Raw genomic sequence first — 17,359 nt, forward strand, 5'->3', positions numbered from 1 at the left:
ATATTTTAATAGTAGTCCACTATCTTAAGGGGGAAAATATAATGAATAAGAAACGTTCAGCAATTGCTCTTTCGGCAGTCATGGCGATGAGTTTAGCATTAACAGCATGTGGTGGAGGCAATAACGCTTCTAGTAACTCACAAAATGGAAGCGCTGGCACAGATAAGGGTGAAGTAAAGACCGTTAAGATCTTTCAATTCAAAACTGAAATCGTTGAAGGTCTTAATGAGCTTAAGGTTGAATTTGAAAAAGAATACCCTAACATCAAGCTGGATATTCAAACCGTTGGTGGTGGTGCCGATTATGCTGCAGCACTGAAGACTAAGTTTGCTTCTGGCGACGCACCTGACATTTTCTCAAATGGTGGATATGCTGAAATGGAGCTTTGGGGAGATAAGATGGAAGATCTGTCCGATCAACCTTGGGTGAAAGATCTAATTCCTATGGCAGCAGAGCCAATGACTAAAGAAGGTAAAGTATACGGTATGCCAATGAACCTTGAAGGAATTGGTTTTGTATATAACAAAGACTTGTTTGAAAAAGCAGGCATCACTGAAACGCCAAAAACATTGTCACAACTAGAAGAAGCAGCTAAGAAATTGCAAGCGATCGGTGTAACTCCTTTTGGTAATGCATATCAAGAATGGTGGCTCCTTGGTAACCAAGGGATCAGCGTAGCCTTTGCACAACAAGATGATGTAAATGGCTTCATTAAGAGCTTGAATGATGGTACGGGTACAATCGTAGGTAATAAAGTGTTTGAAGATTGGAGCAACCTGCTCAACTTGACTTTGAAATACGGACAAAAAAATCCTTTGACTACAGATGCTAACACTCACTTGGCTATGTTTGCTAAAGGTGAAACTGCAATGATGCAAGAAGGTAACTGGGCACAAACCCTTGTTGATAACATCACACCTGACATGAACATCGGTATGTTCCCAATGCCAATCAATGAAGATGCTGAGAAAAACGACAAAATGACAGTAGGTATTCCTGCTAACCTTGTTATCAACAAAGATTCCGGATCTAAAGAAGAAGCTAAAACATTCTTGAACTGGTTGGTAACTTCTGATATGGGTAAAGAGTACATCGTTAAAAAATGGAAATTCATCCCTGCTTTGTCCACCATCGAAGCAACTCCTGAAGATATCGGTAAACTTGGATCTGACGTATGGAACTATGTAAAAGAAGACAAAGTATATGGTTTGCAATCCTCTAAATTCCCTGATGGTGTAACTCAAGAATTTGCTAGTGTTATTCAACAGATGATTGCTGGCAAAGTGGATGTGAATGGCTGGATGACTGGCATGCAAGCAGCTTGGGACAAGCTTAAGAAATAAGTAAAGCTCGTTCATAAAGATTAAAATGGACTAGTGGTTAAAAAAGGCGTTCTCCGTATACCTCATCATTATGAGACGGGGAGCGCCTTTTATTTGGATGATAACAAGATAGGGGAGAGGCGCCGATGAAACAATATGATCTTGTTCAGATGGGTGTGGACTATTACCCGGAGCATTGGGATGAATCTATGTGGGAACCGGATATTAGATTAATGAAAGAAACAGGTGTCAAGGTAGTTCGAGTTGCCGAGTTTGCATGGAGCCGTTTAGAGATAGCGGAGGGCAATTACCAATTGGGGTGGCTGGACCGCGCGCTGGATCTTTTTCACAAGTATGAACTGCAGGTCGTGATTGGTACACCGACGGCTACACCTCCTAGATGGTTAACCACGAAATTTCCGGACGTGCTGCCGGTATTTGCGAATGGAGAGACCTTTCACCCGGGGGTACGCGGACACCGCTGCTATAATAGTTCATCTTTGCGTGAATACGGAAACCGTATTACTCAGCGTCTTGCGGAGCATTATAGTGAACATCCAGCTGTTATTGGCTGGCAGACGGATAATGAATTCGGTATGTTAGATTGTCATTGTGATGCCTGTAACATAGCATTTCGTACTTGGGTAAAAGCCAAATATGTCACGCTCGATCGGGTGAATGCAGAATGGGGAACGGTTGTGTGGAGTGGGGAATACAGCGATTGGAATGAGCTTACCGTTCCACTGGGCGGATCGCCCCATCAAAATCCATCGTTTCTACTGGATTATCAACGGTTTCAGTGGGATTCAGTGGTAGCATTTCAGAAGATGCAGATTAATATTTTGCGTACGGTTTGTCCGCAGCATTTTATTACTCATAACTTTCATAGTTATCCGCAGCGTTTGGATATGTATTCAGTTGGTGCTGATCTGGATGTCGCTGCATTTGACTATTATCCGAATACTTCGCCAACCAAGCAAGGGACAACACCGTATAGCGGGGCACTTTCACTAGACGTAACCCGTGGCATTAAACGTCAAAATTTCTGGATCATGGAGCAGCTGAGCGGATCACCGGGTTGTTGGATGCCGATGTGGAGAACGCCGTATCCTGGGATGATTCGTGCTTATGCCTGGCAGACGATTGCAAGAGGCGCGGATACCGTCGTTCATTTTCGCTGGCGTAGTGCAGTTGCAGGGGCAGAACAATTCTGGCACGGACTGATTGATCACAGCAATGTCCCTGGACGCAGATTTGCGGAGTTCACTCAGTTATGCCGGGAAGTTAATACGCTTGGGGAGAAGCTGAATGGAACGACGCTAAAGAATGAAGTGGCGATTCTTCATTCTCATGAAGAGAAAGCAGCACTGGATATTCAGCCTCAGGCCGAGGAATTTGATTATTATGAGAACATTAAACAGATTCATCGTGCCGTGACGAAGCTAGGCATGGGCTGCGATGTGATAGACCTTAGGCAGCCACTGGACGGATATAAAGTAGTGATTGCTCCGAATTTATATTTGCTGGATGAGGAGATCGTACGTAGTTTGGAGGATTTTGCACTGACTGGCGGAACCTTGCTTGTTACCAACCGAAGTGGCGTCAAAAATACTAATAACATCGCAGTCATGCAGCCATTGCCGGGGCTGCTTAGCTATTGCACAGGGGTTGAGGTGCTGGAGTATGATCCGATTGGTACTGAAGCCCATAAGGTCGTTGATGCTGAGGGTAACCAATATGAATGCACACAGTGGTGCGATATCCTAAGACCTGTTGTGGCATGGCCGATTGCTTGGTATGGCGATGATTTCTATAGTGGAACGCCGGCTGTAACCGTGAATGCCTTCGGAAAAGGTCAGGTTTATTATTTTGGGACTCATATGGAAGAGAGATTCTGGTCCGTATTATTGGACCGCCTATCTAAGCAGCAGGGGTTGTTTAGATTTGAGGGATTACCGGATGGAGTACAGGCCTCTGTGCGATCAGGTGATCATGGAAGCTTCTTATTCTTGCTTAATTTGAGCCGGGAGCCGGTGACGGTCCCGTTGCCACGGGAGTATAGCAGTCTGCTGGATCACTCACTTCGTTCAGGAGAGCTGCAGCTTGAGCCGTATGGTGTAGAAATTCTGGAGATGTAGGGATTCTAAGTAACCGATGATGGGAAGGGCATTCTTATCTTCTTCGGCGTATGATCGAATCCTTGTGCTTGTGCTTGTGCTTGTGCTTGTGATTGCACTCTGTGCAATAGAATTCCTTTTTGGGTGGGAGGATTTGAGATCTGTTGCAGATTGTGCAATCAGATTGGCGGTAAACGTCCATTTTGATGGGTTTCACCAGATTCTAATGCACGAAGTGCAATAGAATACACTTTTTGGCGGGGATTGTACCTGTCGAGACAAGTCAGTTGGTACGATGCGGAATAGCTGAATTGGAAGGAATTGAGAGTTGGTTTGATACAGAATAGCTGTACTTTCTACACTTATTTTGTGCTCACGGGCTATGAGATGGATTTAGTTGTATTTAGTGCAGCTATAATGCGAAGTATCGCGGTTCACAGCCAAATGCTAAGAATATAACTGCACAGAATACACTTATATGGATATTTTCTGCTGAACAGGCTGATTTAAGTGTACAAAATGCAGTTACTCTGACGCACATGCCCATACTAATGAGATTCACACAGCGATATGCTCTGTCATCAGCAAACTTATGTAGCATTTCACTACGCAGGAGGCGATTAAGCTGTACACCTTAGAGTATTAGTGAAGTCGTCTAAACTGCTCCGGTGTAGTCCCAGACTGCTTTCGAAAGGTGGCTACATAATGGCTGACATCACGAAAACCGACTCTCTGTGAGATGACTTTTACTGTGAGATCAGGCTGGCTGACGAGCATTTCTTTGCTTTTGCGGATACGTAACCGTACGAAATAGGCATAAGGAGATAGCCCAAAGGTTTGTATGAATAGATTGTTGAGATAACGCCCGGATACTCCGAGCTGATCGGCCAAATCGTCAAGTCCGAGATCAGGATCACCAAAATGGCTGTCCATCCATTTCAGCAGCGGCTGCAGCTTATCCACATTGCGGGAGATCGTCGTGTTGTTATGTAATTGCCCATATTTGCTTAAAGTAAGTAGAAAGCGATAAGCATCAGTGGAGGCGGTCAGACCAAACATGTCCTGTGAGGCATCATATTGATCCAGTATTTCTCTTAGCAATTTAGAGAGAGGTGCCTCTTTTTCCCAGCGGTAAAAAGAATTCATATTCATCCCCAGCGTCTCCAAAATAGACCCTGCGGAGCTGCCGCCAAACGTTAAATAAGAGGTACTCCAGTTAGCAGCCGATGCTTCATAGCGATGTGGGGTATAAGGAAGAAGTAATACACCGCTGCCTGCGGGAAGGGAAAATGTTTTATTGTCAAAATGAATCACCCCTTCACCGGACGCCGTTTGGAGCCAATGATAGGTTTCGTAGCCATCTAAACGAGATACTTTTTCCTGTTGATGATTGTGACCGATGCTGTCTAATGTGATAGGTAGATGTTGTCCGCCCTCATGGGGGAACACAATTCTACGATGCACGATTCCCTTCAATGACTTCATCTCCTCTAGTTCCATATTCTTATATGCTGGAAAGATTATTTTATATTTATAGCGTGAGGTTAACCGATTACAATATATATATAATTATACTATAAAGGATGTGCGAAGTGTGATTAACGATAAATTACCTAAGATTTGGTACGGTGGAGATTACAATCCAGAGCAATGGGATGCGCCTGTATGGGCAGAGGATGAGCGTATGTTTAAGCTGGCAGGAATTGATGTTGCCACAATTAATGTATTTTCCTGGGCGCTGATTCAGCCTTCCGAAGACACTTATGATTTCTCATCACTAGATGAATTAATGGATAGACTATATAAAAATGGTACTTACGTATGTCTGGCAACAGGTACAGGAGCGCACCCAGCTTGGATGGCTCATCGTTATCCTGAAGTGACTCGTGTTGATGTGAAGGGCAGAAAACGCAAGTTCGGCGGGCGTCACAACTCGAATCCAAACAGTCCCGTTTACCGCAAGTATGCAGCGAAGCTGGCAGGAAAGCTGGCTGAACGTTATAAAGATCATCCGGCACTGGTAGCTTGGCATGTTTCGAATGAGTTCAGTAACTATGATTACTCTGATTTATCTGAAGCGGCGTTCCGTGTCTGGTTGAAGGATCGTTATGGTTCTCTGGATGCATTAAACAAAGCGTGGAATACACGTTTTTGGGGCCACACCTTCTATGATTGGGAAGAAATTGTTCTGCCTAGTGAGCTGAGTGAAGAATGGGACGGCAAACGTACCAACTTCCAAGGCATTTCATTAGACTTCCGGAGATTTATGTCACATAGCTTGCTGGAATGCTACAAAATTGAGAGCGATGCAATCAAGGAGCACAGTCCTAACGTACCTGTTACCACTAACTTGATGGGCTTTTATGATGAACTGGACTATTTTGAGTGGGCTAAACATATGGACGTCATTTCTTGGGACAACTATCCTTCACTGGATACACCGGTCAGCTTTACAGCCATGACGCATGATCTCATGCGTGGACTTAAGAATGGACAACCGTTCATGCTGATGGAGCAAACACCTAGCCAGCAGAACTGGCAGCCATACAACTCGTTGAAACGTCCAGGCGTTATGCGCTTGTGGAGCTATCAGGCTGTAGCGCGTGGTGCAGACACTGTTCTGTTCTTCCAACTGCGTCGTTCGATTGGTGCATGTGAGAAGTATCATGGAGCTGTTATTGAGCATGTGGGACATGAGCATACGCGTGTATTCCGTGAATGCGCTGAGCTAGGGAAAGAGCTGGGACAGCTTGGGGATCAACTATTGGATGCGCGTAGTGCAGCAAAAATAGGGATTATGTATGACTGGGAAAATCGCTGGGCGATCAACCTTTCAAGCGGACCATCCGTTGCTTTGGATTATGTAAATGAGATTCATAAATATTATGATGCACTCTATCAGCAAAATATCGAAGCCGATATGATTGGTGTCGAAGAGAATCTGTTCAAATATGAAATTGTAATCGCACCTGTGATGTATATGGTTAAGCCAGGTTTTGCTGAGAAGGTTGAGGCCTTTGTAAAAGCAGGCGGCACATTCATTACAACTTATTTCAGCGGTATTGTTAATGAGAACGATCTCGTAACCGTAGGCGGCTACCCTGGGGAACTGCGTAAGGTACTTGGTATCTGGGCAGAGGAAATTGATGCACTGCTGCCAGGGATGAGCAACGAGATTGTGATGGACAAAGCATGGGGCAATTTGAGTGGTTCTTACAAATGTGATCTGCTTTGCGATCTGATTCATGCCGAGGGTGCTGAGGTTTTGGCAGAGTACGGATCTGATTTCTATAAAGGAATGCCTGCTTTGACTGTGAATACCTTTGGTGAAGGTAAAGCTTACTACGTGGCTACCAGCCCAGAAGCTGAATTCTTAAAGGGATTCTTAGCCAACCTGTGTGCCGAAAAGAACATTCAGCCGCTAGTAACTGCACCGGAAGGTATCGAATCTGTGCAACGTGTGAAGGAAGGCGTATCCTACCTATTCTTGCTGAACCACACCACTGGTGATTTGAGTGCGGATATTGGTGCTGCTGAGCGTACGGATCTTCTGACTGGCAATAAGGTTAGCGGTTCTGCAGTTGTGCCAGCCCGTGGAGTATTAATTTTGTCGGATAAGAAATAATTTGATGTATATAAAAGATCTCCGGGGAACCAGCTTGTCCCCGGGTATCTTTTTTTGTGTGCAGCATTTCATTAGCTGCTGCTGTTGCTCGTGCTGCCATCTGGAGCGGTTCCTCCGGGATTACCATTACTTAAAGTAATGCTCTCCGCCACGGTGGAATCTGATTTAAGCGTATATTGGATGATATCATCAGCTTTCAGCTCTGATAAGGTGATCGCATTTTCTTGACGCGTGCCATTATCGAAGGTAACCGCTACGATTTTCGTGTCCGCATCAATCGTAATGTCTATAGTTTCATCGGAGAAGCTTTGCTGCATTCTGCCTCCCTGTCCACGACCTTGTCCACCGCCCTCCCGCATTTCCCCCTGTGGCATCCCGCCCTCCGGCGCAGCGCCATTTCCTGTACTTTGCTCGCCATCAGGTCTTTCCGGCGGCGTGCCGCCTCGGCTGTGTTGCTCGCCACCTTCCCCAGCACCCTGTGGTGTTGTAGGCATGTCAGATGTATAAATGGTAAGCGTAGTATCGCTGACACTCTTAATCTTGCCGAAATTCATGGACATATTAGGTCCGCCATTCTGCTGATTCCTGTTAGCTTGTGTCTGCTGAGCTGATGAACCCGTGTCTGCTTGGTCATTTGCAGCAGCTGTTTCTTCAGTCTCGGAATTCGCGCTGCAGCCAGCCAATAATAGTGAAGCGAGTAGGCTTCCCGATATTAGAATAGGGACTAACTTTCTCATTTTTTATTCCTCCTTAGTAGGTTAAAGATAGATTAGAAGAAATATAACAAATGGTTCTGAAAGATTACTTAATATTAGCTGAAAGTTTGCCTAAAGAAATGAAGGATGCAAATGTTATATAATGAACCAATATATATAGTTAAAGGATAAGCCAACATTCAGGAAAGAGGCAGCACATGAAGACTTTACTAGTAACGGGGTATCGTGCGCACGAGCTCGGTATTTTTGACAATAAGCATCAAGGGATTCCTTATATCAAAAAGGCACTCGCTAATCGTTTAAAACCATTGATCGAAGAAGGCGTGGAATGGGTGATTACACCCGGACAATATGGTGTGGATCTTTGGGCTTGTGAGGTGGTAAGTGAACTCAAGACTCAATATCCTGAATTAAAATTAGGAATCATTACAGCGCATACCGGACAGGAAGAGAAGTGGAAGGAAGAGAAGCAGAACGAGTATCGACGTATTATTGCGGGTGCGGATTTTTTTGGCGCAGTCAGTAATGCTCCTTATGACGGCAGCTGGCAGTTTCGGGCCAGGGATGATTTGTTGTTCCGCAAAAGTGACGGAATATTGCTCTTTTATGATGAGGATGCGGCGGAGGGAAGTCCGAAGTTTTTTAAAGAGCGGGCGCTGAAGCTGCATGCTGAAGGGGAGTATGAGTTGTTTCTAATTCACTCCGATGAAATTCAGAATATTGCCGATGAAGAGAATCAGCGTGACTATGAGTAAGCAATCGTAGAGTATAGAAAATGAAAAAGCCCGTAAATAGTGGATGAGACAATCACTGTTTACGGGCTTTTAGAGATAAGCGGTGTTCAGATAAAGCTTTTTAGCGAAGGTGCTTTTCGTACCTTGTAATGCTGCTCATAGGCATACGCGAGCTTGATGAGGGTAGGCTCCTGATAAGCTTTCGCTGAGAAAGTTACTCCGAAGGGAGCACCGGCTGAAGTATATCCGGAAGGCACAACGATGGACGGATAACCTGCTCTGGAGGTAATTCTGGCACCAAAATCGGCGGGGAACAGCAGGGCATCCAGATTATATTCCTTCATGGTGGCGTCGATGCCTTCTTCCTTACATAGCTTCAGGTCAGTTGCGCGGTGTCGCAAATATTTGGGTTCGGTTTGTGTGCCGGAAGAGGTGTATTCCGCATCTATTAACGTAGCTTGACCATATCTCAAGGTCTCCACAGGATGTGCATGATTAAAATCAATAATATCCTTTAAGGTTCGCATCGGTGCCCCAGGTCCCAAACGAGATAAATAAGCGTTTAGTGCTGTTTTGAATTCATTCAAAACCACTGAAGAATAACTTATTTCGCGGGCGGTCTTAATATCCGCAGGATCAATGATGGTTGCTCCAAGCTCTCTCATCCTGTCTACGGAAGCGTTGAACAGTGCGAGTTGTTCATCTGTTAGCTCTTCGAAATAATAATCACGCGGGATACCTATACGGGCACCTTGCAAGCCGTTCTCGTCTAGGAATATAGTGTAATCTTCGTGGATTTTACCTACATTTGTTCCCATGGCTGCATCGTGATTATCGTTACCCAGCATTGCATTTAGCAGCAGGACGGCATCGCGAACCGTTCTGGCCATTGGGCCAGCAGTGTCTTGCGTGTTGGAGAGCGGAAGGATTCCCGACCGACTGAGCAGTCCAACGGTTGGCTTAATCCCAATAATGGAGCCCAAGTTACCGGGGTTAAGGATTGATCCTGAGGTTTCTGTGCCCACAGAGACTGTACAGAAGTTACAGGCTACAGCTACTGCTGAGCCAGCACTGGAGCCGCCTGTGGGTGTAGATATATTGTAGGGGTTAAGGACTTGCCCGCCGCGGGAGCTGTAACCGGAGGGCATACCGTTCGTCATAAAATTGGCGAACTCAGTCATATTGGCTTTCCCCATAATGATTGCTCCGGCTTCACGCAGTTTGGTAACTATAAACGCATCTTCTCCGGCAAAAGAATTTGCCAAAGCCAGCGAACCCGCGCTAGTATGCATTTTATCCCCAGTGTTGATGTTATCCTTCAATAACACAGGTATGCCGTGCAAGGGGCCGCGGGAGCCTTTAATCGCACGTTCCACATCCAGAGATTCTGCGATAAATAATGCATCCGGGTTGATCTCCAGCACAGAGTTAATCGTCAGGCCGTTTTTGTCATGATCAGCTATGCGTTCATAATACATGAGAACTAGTTGTTTTGACGTGATATCTCCGGATTCTAATGCAGCTTGGATCTCCGGTATAGTGGCTTCTACGATTTCAAAACTCATGTGCGTTCACGCTTCTTTCCCTATAGGATATAGCTTCCTCTTCATCTAACCATAATTTGGGTTTGGTGGGTAGTTTTCTTTTTAGATTTACATTATGAATTGTCTTTTGGTATATTCAGGTTTGAAATGTAGATTTTAATCCTATAAATTGGGAGCTGACAGAACATGAATAATAACAGCTATTTTTCAAAAGTCATCATCCTTATCTTTGTGATGCTAACGTTTACTTTTTGTGCTTCCATTCCAACATATGCTGAAGACAAGGATATTCAATGTTTTTTAGATGGTAAGCTACTGCATTTTGAGGTACGCCCTATAGTGAAAGAGGGAGTTACATATGTACCGATGCGGGCGATTTTTGAAGCTCAAGGTGCAGTTATTGAATGGAATAATACCGCAAAGACGATTTCAGCCGTAAGAGGGGATATTCACGTTTTTTATATGATTAAGGAAGGTAAGGTATTTGTTAACGGCAAGGAGAATGCACAAGTAATGAAGGCGGTCAGCCTTCAAAATAATACACTCGTTCCCCTGAGATTTATTAGCGAAGTTTTGGGCAGCAAGGTCTCATGGGATGAAGGAGCGCATTCAGTTTACATTACATCACCAGTTGTTGAAGAAAAAGTCGTTCCGTCAGTGAATAGAACAATTACATTGGGAGCCCAAGAAGTTTCAAAAACACTGACGGATGAAAGAAATCGATTTGATATCATAGTAAAACATTATGGAATCAAAAATAATCAGCTGTATAGCTTGATAGAGTTCTCTAATATGGACAATAAAGAGATTTCTATAAATTTAATGTCCGGCGATAAAAAGTTAATAAGAACGATCACAAAAGAAAAAGACCCCATGCCCATTCAAAAGCTAGAAAATTGTTCGGAAGCCACCAACAAAGTAATAATCGATAATATTGGCGGGAAAATATATAATATCCCGGAGATTTCATTGAACCAGGCTTGTGTCAGCTCAAACCAAGCTCAACAAGATGCTTTTGAAGAATGGCGGAAAAATAATTCAGGCTTCTCTGTAGTAGGCAGTAACCTCGTGTCCGTTCGTAGATATGTTCAAGATTCATCGGGAGGTCTGCAAAATTTTATAATACCGGCAAATCGCACCGAGCAACTGATATTAGTAGCACCGGTTGGAGGAGAAGCTAGATTAGCTGTGGAGGGAAGTTATTCCGTTAGTGGCATTATAAATAAAACTATAGAGTTTAAATTAGATTATGAAGTGGTTTCTGAGCTTGATTTAGGAATTTATAGCTTTTTTTATACTCAACCTGTTTATTAAGGACGCCTTCCATTGAAAAAGAGGTGCCCGAATCGCCACGCAAAATGGCTGTTAGGGCACCTCCTTTTATTTTTTGTCAGATCGAAGTTATTATTACTCCTGCGCTGTAAATCCCTCTTCGGCTAAATATTCTTTAGCTTCCTCATGCGTTTCAAAGGCCATTTCCAGATTGAAATCGGCATAGACATACCATAAATCATCCTCAAGCTTAAGTGTCAGCGTGTGTCCCTCATCATTAGTCCAGATTGAATCGGCAGCAGCTGCAGTCTTTTTCTTTCTTTTACTGACTACAGGAGCTTCTGGAATGTAAATAGACAGTGAGGTGATGGAGGCATCCAGCAGACTCCGCAGCTCGGATTCCGAGTAATCGCGAATGTTCACAAAGCCCTTATCATCTGTTTCATAGCCGCGCAGTAATCCTGCGAACACATAACCATTCCCATTTGGATGCAGGTGGTAAACAACAGTTTTCTTATCATGCTGGCTTTCCTCGTAGTGATAGTTCACGCGCCCAAGGGATACATTTTTACGCTCCAGTTGGGGGTAAGAGTCGAGAATCGCTAATTTTTGTTCAAAAGTAAGCATATACAGCCTCCGGTTTTCGGTGTGATTGTGCACATGATTATACCATGACGATGGCCCGCAGACTATTTTTTAGTGATCAAGCGGCAGAGACAGTACGAAGATACAGCCTTCCTCGGAGTGCTTCTCAAGCACAAGGCTCCCATTCATAGATTCCGCCAGCAGACGGCTGAAGGTGAGACCGAGTCCCAGACCACGTAGTGTGCTCTGTTTGTCGCTACCTCGGAAAAAAGCCTCGAAGATATGCTCACTATGATTCGATGAGATGCCAAGGCCATTATCTTGGACACGGATTTCGGCCAACCCATGGCTATGCTGTTCAAGCAATTCTACCGTAAGCTGTACTTTTCGATCTGGAGCTTTTGCTTGTACACTATTATTAAGCAAATTAACGATAATTTGTTGAATCCGAAGCGAGTCTCCACGCAAAAACAAGGGATTTCTCGGCATATGGAGCACAGGCTCAGCAACTGTTTCCTCTTGTGTCAGCTTCCATTGATACACGATTTCTGATAACAGTGGCACGGCATCCAGTCGATCGTGACGGACAGAAACCATTCCTGCAGTCAGTGCGTTGTAATCAAGAAGATCCGCCACCATCCGCTGCAATCGTCCAGCTTCCTGCAAGGCAATATCTAGAAATTCCACAGCCTCATCGTCTTCGACAACCCCTTCACGGACGGCATGGATTAGACCCTTTATAGAGGTTACTGGTGTCTTTAATTCATGGGATACTCCGGCTAACATAATAGCACGGGAATGCTCAAATTGTTGTAACTTGCCCGCCATCTCTTCAAAAGACAACATCAACTCATGAATTTCTCGTTCCTTCGCATTCTTATCAAGTATGATATCATATCGACCATGGCTGATTTGTGCCGCCGCGGCCGCAACCTTCTGAATCGGTTTTGCCAGTTTACGTGACAGGAGGTAAATGGTTAACCAACTTAATATGATTAGAAATAGCAGCAGAACGGAGAAGAAAATGATTTCCTCCTGCGGAATATGCCGCAGCGATTTCTTGGATTGAAGGACAATCACCTGTCCCAGTGTTTCGTTATCTGAACTAATTGAGGCAACTGCGGCTTTGAATTCCGGACTACGTGAATCGTTCAAGCTATCATTAAGTTTATGCCTCATTTCATCGTCAGTTAGAGGCGGCATAGAGAACAACATCTGGCCTTGTTGATCCGTAATAATTACACACATCTCTACAGTTAGCTTGAAGAAACGTTTTCGATCTTCAATGAGCTTTCCAAGATTTTGGCTGATTTCGATTGAACCCTCATGATTTACGCTCCGGTCGGCAATCTCCTGTGCTAATAATCCGGTGGTCTGCATCCGGTTGCTCATAGCTTCTTGTTGGATCCACCAGAACGTCGTTAGCGCAGTTAGCAGGAGACCGACACTGATAATGAGCAAGTAACGAACCGTCCAGTAGGAGAGGATGGAGGTACGTTTGGGGCTGCTTTTCTTTAAGTTGTCCATAATTGATATCCAGTGCCTCTCAAGGTACGGATCTCCCCTTCATCTACTGGCCAGTGCGACAGCGCTTGGCGAAGTCTTTTAATAGACAAATCCACTGCTCGGTCACTTCCTTCGTAATCCATCTCCCAGACATGCTCTATTAATTGTTCACGAGTACATATTTGATTTGGCCTTTCGGCTAAAAATAACATGACCGACATATCGCGTGGACTAAGGTTCAGCTCAGCCCCGTTCAAAAAGACAGCACGCGCTGTAAAGTCGATAAACAAACTGCCATAATGCCGTTTCTGGCTGCCATCAGACCACTGCGAGGGACGGCGTAATACAGCGTTCACGCGTGCCACCACTTCCTCCGGAATAAAGGGCTTAGACATGTAATCATCCGCACCGCCGTCGAGACCGGCTAGTCGGTCATTGATCCCGTCTCTTGCTGTGAGCATGATCACGGGGCAGCTGCTTTTTTCACGGATGAGCTTGAGAAGTTCAAAGCCGTTCATGTTTGGCAGCATGATGTCGAGTAATACTAATGATGGAGGTGATATAGCAAAAGACTCCAGCGCAGCGCGTCCATCGGCTACACGGGTGACATGAAAGCCTGCTTTTTTCAGATAAGCACTGAGGACCCTGGAGATAGCTTCCTCATCTTCAACAATTAGAATGGATTTCATCATGTGGTTGGGCCTCCAGTCTATAAAATTACGACAATTTTAACACATCATAGCTCGTTCTGCTCTGACTTCTTCCCGACTTATTGCTTTGTTAGAATGAGGGACGAGCTTAAAAATATACAGAATATTTGAATATTGGAGGGAACAGGATGAAGAGAAAAAGAATAGCCTTGATCGCGGCCGGAGTTATTATCGTAGGAGTAGTCACGGGTTATACATTGCTGGATAAATCACTGGGCAATAATGTTGAGATCGAGTCCGTGATTCCAGGGCAAGCCACCACAGCAGGTAATGGAGAGAGCACAAATAACAATGGAGCATCAGCAGGTGCTACGGTTACAGCCGAACAATTAAACGGTGACTGGACAGTTGCAGACGCTTCTAAAGTATATTGGTCGGTAACAACTTCTAAAGAAACAGTCAACTTCGTGGATAACAAAGTTCAAGGTACCTGGAAAGTTAATATAGAAGATTCTACTTCGATGGCGGGGGAAGGAAGCGTGGATATGAGCGCTCTGGACTCTGGCAATGGTCAAAGAGATGAGCATGTAAAAGGAGAAGACTTCCTTTCCGTTACGGAATTTCCACAATCTACGTTTGTAGTGAAATCATTCTCGGAGCTGCCAGCGGAATGGACCGAAGGAGCAACTGTGCCGGTTGAAATGCAAGGGTCGCTAACAGTGAAGGGTGTGGAAAAGGATGTCACCTTCCAGTCTCAAGCCGCGTATAGCGGGGGACAGCTGATGCTGTCGGGAACGACAACAGTAGCTTTTTCTGATTTTGGCTTAAGCAATCCACACACCGTTGTGCTGGATACGGAGAACAATCTTGAGGTTCGCTTGGAGCTTGTGTTGACGAAATAGCAGTCTTTCCGTAAGAAAGACTTTACTGTGAAATTTATAGAGAGACTGTACGGAAGAGACTTTCCCGGGCCTAATGGCTTTTGGGAGAGTCTCTTTGGTTTGGAATGAAATGTATGTTTTAATAGAAGTATCTGTCTACTAATTGCAATAAAGGAGGTGTTCCTTGTGATCCGGGTGGCGGCAGCGATTATACATAATGAAGTAGGACAGATTCTTATTGCTCGGCGCAGGCAAGGTAAATCACAGGCAGGTCTGTGGGAATTTCCTGGCGGCAAAATAGAGCAGGATGAAAGCATCGCAGATTGTCTGCAAAGAGAGCTTCAGGAGGAGATGCGGATAACAATCCTTCCCTATGAAAGCTTTGGCGTGAACGAGCACAACTATGGAAGCGTCGAGATCAGACTGTTTGCTTGGAAAGCCCGATATCAGGGAGGTGTAATTGATCTTGTCGATCATGACGAATATCAGTGGGTGCTTCCGGCTGAACTGGATCAGTTTACATTTGCTCCTGCAGATCTTCCTTTTGTAGAACGTCTAGTGATGGAATCGAAGTCAGGTTGAAGGAGATAGAATACATAGCAGAAGAAAGGAGGAACTCAAATACCTGTATATCAAAAGCTAGTGCGTGACGGAATCCCCAACTTAATCACTGCTCAAGGTGAAAAATATAGAGTAAGGACACTAGAGCCTAAAGAATACATAACTGAACTACGTAAAAAATTGAAAGAAGAGTCCGAGGAGTATTTTCAGGCAGCTAGTGATGAAGAAGCTCTTGAGGAGCTTGCCGATATGCTGGAAGTGATTCAGGCTCTGGCAGAGACACACGGGAGTAATAGTGCAGAGCTGGAGAAGCTTCGTGCGGAGAAGGCTGAACGTCGTGGTGGATTTAAGGATCGGGTATTTTTAATTGAAGTGGAAGGAGAATAGACGGTTAGATCCTATCTTCATGCTCAAGGAGGTTATAGTGTTGTTCAAAACCAAACTGACGATGATCTTAAGTAGTGTGGTAGCCTTGATTCCTGTAGCTATTTATCTATTTTTATATTCCAAAATGCCGGATATGGTCCCGATCCATTACGATGGGAACATGGCTGATAGATTTGTAAGTAAGTCTAGTCTGGAGGTTATTTTACAAAGCGGGCTTGGATGTTTGGGATTTATAATCATGAAACTGTTGCAGTTCCTTGTGCAAAAAGCGTTTGCTCAGAGCTCTAACGAGCATTCAGAGGCTTTGAGCAGGATATGGAATATCGCTATTTTGGTGGTGACAGTTGTGTTCGCGGGCATTAGTTCCTATACATTCATTAGAATGGTCTGATAGAATCAAACAGTAGAACCAGTAGGACGAGGAGGACAATATAATGGATAAAGACAACGCTTACAAGGTAAGATGGGGAATTCTTAGTACAGGCTGGATTGCCCATCAGTTTGTTACTGATTTAGTTCATGCCAGCAATGGTGTGGCATATGCCGTGGGTTCGCGATCTCAGGAAAGTGCGGATAAATTTGCACAAGATCATGGAGTACCGCATGCTTACGCAACCTATGAGGAATTAGTAAATGACCCGAATGTAGATGCGGTTTATATCGGAACGCCACATCCTTTTCATAAACAAAATGCATTATTGGCACTGCGTGCAGGCAAAGCTGTCCTGTGTGAGAAGCCTTTTACCGTGAATAGCGAAGAATTGGAAGAAGTAGTGGCCTATGCGCGAGAACATAAGCTGTTCCTGATGGAGGCGATGTGGAGTCGCTATATTCCGGCGATTGTTAAGGTTAGAGAATGGATCGCAGAGGGTAGAATCGGTGAAGTTCGCTTGGTGAAGGCGGATTTAGGATTTCGCACCGACTGGAATCCGGAGAGCAGATTGCTGAATCCGAAGCTCGGCGGAGGCGCACTGCTGGATGTTGGGATTTATCCGGTTTCTTTTGCCTCGATGGTGTTTGGGCCTCATCCTGAATCTATAGCCAGTACTGTGCATATTGGTGAGACTGGTGTGGACGAGCATTTCTCTATGCTGCTGTCTTACGGTAATGGAAAAACCGCTTCATTGAACGGCGGTATTCGTCTTAATATGCTGGAGGAAGCACATGTATTTGGGACAGAAGGCCGTATTATTGTAGAAGGAACGTTAGTGAACCCGAAATCTGCTTCGCTCTATATAGGAGATGAGAAGATAGATAGCTTTGTGGATGATCGAGCTTCTATCGGATATTGCTTTGAAGCAGAGGAAGTAGGACGTTGTCTCCAGGCGGGACTTACAGAGAGTCTGGTGATGTCACTCGATGAGTCTTTAGCGATTCTGAAACTGCTGGATCAAATACGTGCGCAGTGGGGCCTTAAGTATCCTGGAGAATAATTTTCAAAAAAAAAACACCCCTCGGT

At 44.7% G+C, this 17,359-nt stretch carries 17 protein-coding genes; 11 read left to right on the plus strand and 6 right to left on the minus strand.

From position 1 onward, the window contains the following. The first annotated feature begins 41 nt into the window (after positions 1-41). The 3 genes from ACDZ28_RS12820 (at position 42) to ACDZ28_RS12830 (ending at position 3,683) form a co-directional block, all read left to right on the plus strand. On the plus strand, positions 42-1,343 hold the full coding sequence (locus tag ACDZ28_RS12820; RefSeq protein ID WP_375104855.1) for an ABC transporter substrate-binding protein: 1,302 nt from the start codon (positions 42-44) through the stop codon (positions 1,341-1,343). A gap of 125 nt (positions 1,344-1,468) precedes the next feature. After that, a complete protein-coding gene (locus tag ACDZ28_RS12825; RefSeq protein WP_375104856.1) occupies positions 1,469-3,460 on the plus strand; it encodes a beta-galactosidase in 1,992 nt (663 codons plus the stop codon). A 16-nt stretch (positions 3,461-3,476) separates the two neighbouring features. Then, positions 3,477-3,683, plus strand: coding sequence for a hypothetical protein (locus ACDZ28_RS12830; protein WP_375104857.1), 207 nt, complete (start codon positions 3,477-3,479; stop codon positions 3,681-3,683). Between the two features lie 398 nt (positions 3,684-4,081). Here the strand turns inward: ACDZ28_RS12830 and ACDZ28_RS12835 are convergent, their stop codons facing one another. Beyond that, entirely contained in the window at positions 4,082-4,915 is an 834-nt protein-coding gene (locus ACDZ28_RS12835) for an AraC family transcriptional regulator (protein WP_375104858.1), read from the minus strand. Between the two features lie 118 nt (positions 4,916-5,033). Here ACDZ28_RS12835 and ACDZ28_RS12840 point away from each other — a divergent pair, with 118 nt between their 5' ends. Further along, a complete protein-coding gene (locus ACDZ28_RS12840) occupies positions 5,034-7,064 on the plus strand; it encodes a beta-galactosidase (RefSeq protein ID WP_375104859.1) in 2,031 nt (676 codons plus the stop codon). Between the two features lie 71 nt (positions 7,065-7,135). Here the strand turns inward: ACDZ28_RS12840 and ACDZ28_RS12845 are convergent, their stop codons facing one another. Then, complete coding sequence (locus tag ACDZ28_RS12845) at positions 7,136-7,801, minus strand: hypothetical protein (RefSeq protein ID WP_375104860.1); 666 nt, start codon at positions 7,799-7,801, stop codon at positions 7,136-7,138. A 176-nt stretch (positions 7,802-7,977) separates the two neighbouring features. Between ACDZ28_RS12845 and ACDZ28_RS12850 the strand changes: the two genes are divergently transcribed. Continuing rightward, a complete protein-coding gene (locus ACDZ28_RS12850; RefSeq protein ID WP_042124333.1) occupies positions 7,978-8,535 on the plus strand; it encodes a DUF1273 domain-containing protein in 558 nt (185 codons plus the stop codon). 86 nt (positions 8,536-8,621) lie between these two features. On the opposite strand, the gene ACDZ28_RS12855 is transcribed toward ACDZ28_RS12850, so the two are convergent. Continuing rightward, the gene (locus tag ACDZ28_RS12855; RefSeq protein ID WP_042124335.1) at positions 8,622-10,079 is read right to left on the minus strand and encodes an amidase family protein; all 1,458 of its coding nucleotides are present in this window, start codon (positions 10,077-10,079) and stop codon (positions 8,622-8,624) included. A gap of 165 nt (positions 10,080-10,244) precedes the next feature. On the opposite strand from ACDZ28_RS12855, the gene ACDZ28_RS12860 reads away from it, so the two are divergent. After that, positions 10,245-11,372 (plus strand): copper amine oxidase N-terminal domain-containing protein, encoded by a 1,128-nt coding sequence (locus ACDZ28_RS12860; RefSeq protein WP_375104861.1) that lies wholly within the window; start codon positions 10,245-10,247, stop codon positions 11,370-11,372. 93 nt (positions 11,373-11,465) lie between these two features. Here the strand turns inward: ACDZ28_RS12860 and ACDZ28_RS12865 are convergent, their stop codons facing one another. From ACDZ28_RS12865 to ACDZ28_RS12875, 3 genes are all read right to left on the minus strand, one after another. Next, positions 11,466-11,957, minus strand: a complete 492-nt coding sequence (locus ACDZ28_RS12865; RefSeq protein ID WP_375104862.1) for a hypothetical protein — start codon at positions 11,955-11,957, stop codon at positions 11,466-11,468. A 69-nt stretch (positions 11,958-12,026) separates the two neighbouring features. Further along, positions 12,027-13,442, minus strand: a complete 1,416-nt coding sequence (locus tag ACDZ28_RS12870) for an ATP-binding protein (RefSeq protein ID WP_375104863.1) — start codon at positions 13,440-13,442, stop codon at positions 12,027-12,029. After that, entirely contained in the window at positions 13,430-14,110 is a 681-nt protein-coding gene (locus ACDZ28_RS12875) for a response regulator transcription factor (RefSeq protein WP_076119897.1), read from the minus strand. The genes ACDZ28_RS12870 and ACDZ28_RS12875 overlap by 13 nt, the downstream gene beginning before the upstream one ends. Before the next feature lie 149 nt (positions 14,111-14,259). Here ACDZ28_RS12875 and ACDZ28_RS12880 point away from each other — a divergent pair, with 149 nt between their 5' ends. The 5 genes from ACDZ28_RS12880 (at position 14,260) to ACDZ28_RS12900 (ending at position 17,333) form a co-directional block, all read left to right on the plus strand. Continuing rightward, positions 14,260-14,973: a YceI family protein gene (locus tag ACDZ28_RS12880; RefSeq protein ID WP_375104864.1), complete on the plus strand. Its 714-nt coding sequence runs from the start codon at positions 14,260-14,262 to the stop codon at positions 14,971-14,973. A gap of 165 nt (positions 14,974-15,138) precedes the next feature. Continuing rightward, positions 15,139-15,534 carry a (deoxy)nucleoside triphosphate pyrophosphohydrolase gene (locus ACDZ28_RS12885; RefSeq protein WP_375104865.1) on the plus strand — a complete coding sequence of 132 codons (396 nt, stop codon included), beginning with the start codon at positions 15,139-15,141 and terminating at the stop codon, positions 15,532-15,534. Between the two features lie 39 nt (positions 15,535-15,573). Further along, a complete protein-coding gene (locus ACDZ28_RS12890) occupies positions 15,574-15,900 on the plus strand; it encodes a phosphoribosyl-ATP pyrophosphohydrolase (RefSeq protein ID WP_375105345.1) in 327 nt (108 codons plus the stop codon). A 40-nt stretch (positions 15,901-15,940) separates the two neighbouring features. After that, entirely contained in the window at positions 15,941-16,291 is a 351-nt protein-coding gene (locus tag ACDZ28_RS12895; RefSeq protein ID WP_052414457.1) for a DUF1648 domain-containing protein, read from the plus strand. 43 nt (positions 16,292-16,334) lie between these two features. Further along, positions 16,335-17,333 carry a Gfo/Idh/MocA family protein gene (locus ACDZ28_RS12900; RefSeq protein WP_375104866.1) on the plus strand — a complete coding sequence of 333 codons (999 nt, stop codon included), beginning with the start codon at positions 16,335-16,337 and terminating at the stop codon, positions 17,331-17,333. The last annotated feature ends 26 nt before the right edge of the window (positions 17,334-17,359 follow it).

It is taken from the genome of Paenibacillus sp. RS8 (assembly GCF_041956825.1).
Lineage (GTDB): Bacteria > Bacillota > Bacilli > Paenibacillales > Paenibacillaceae > Paenibacillus_AQ.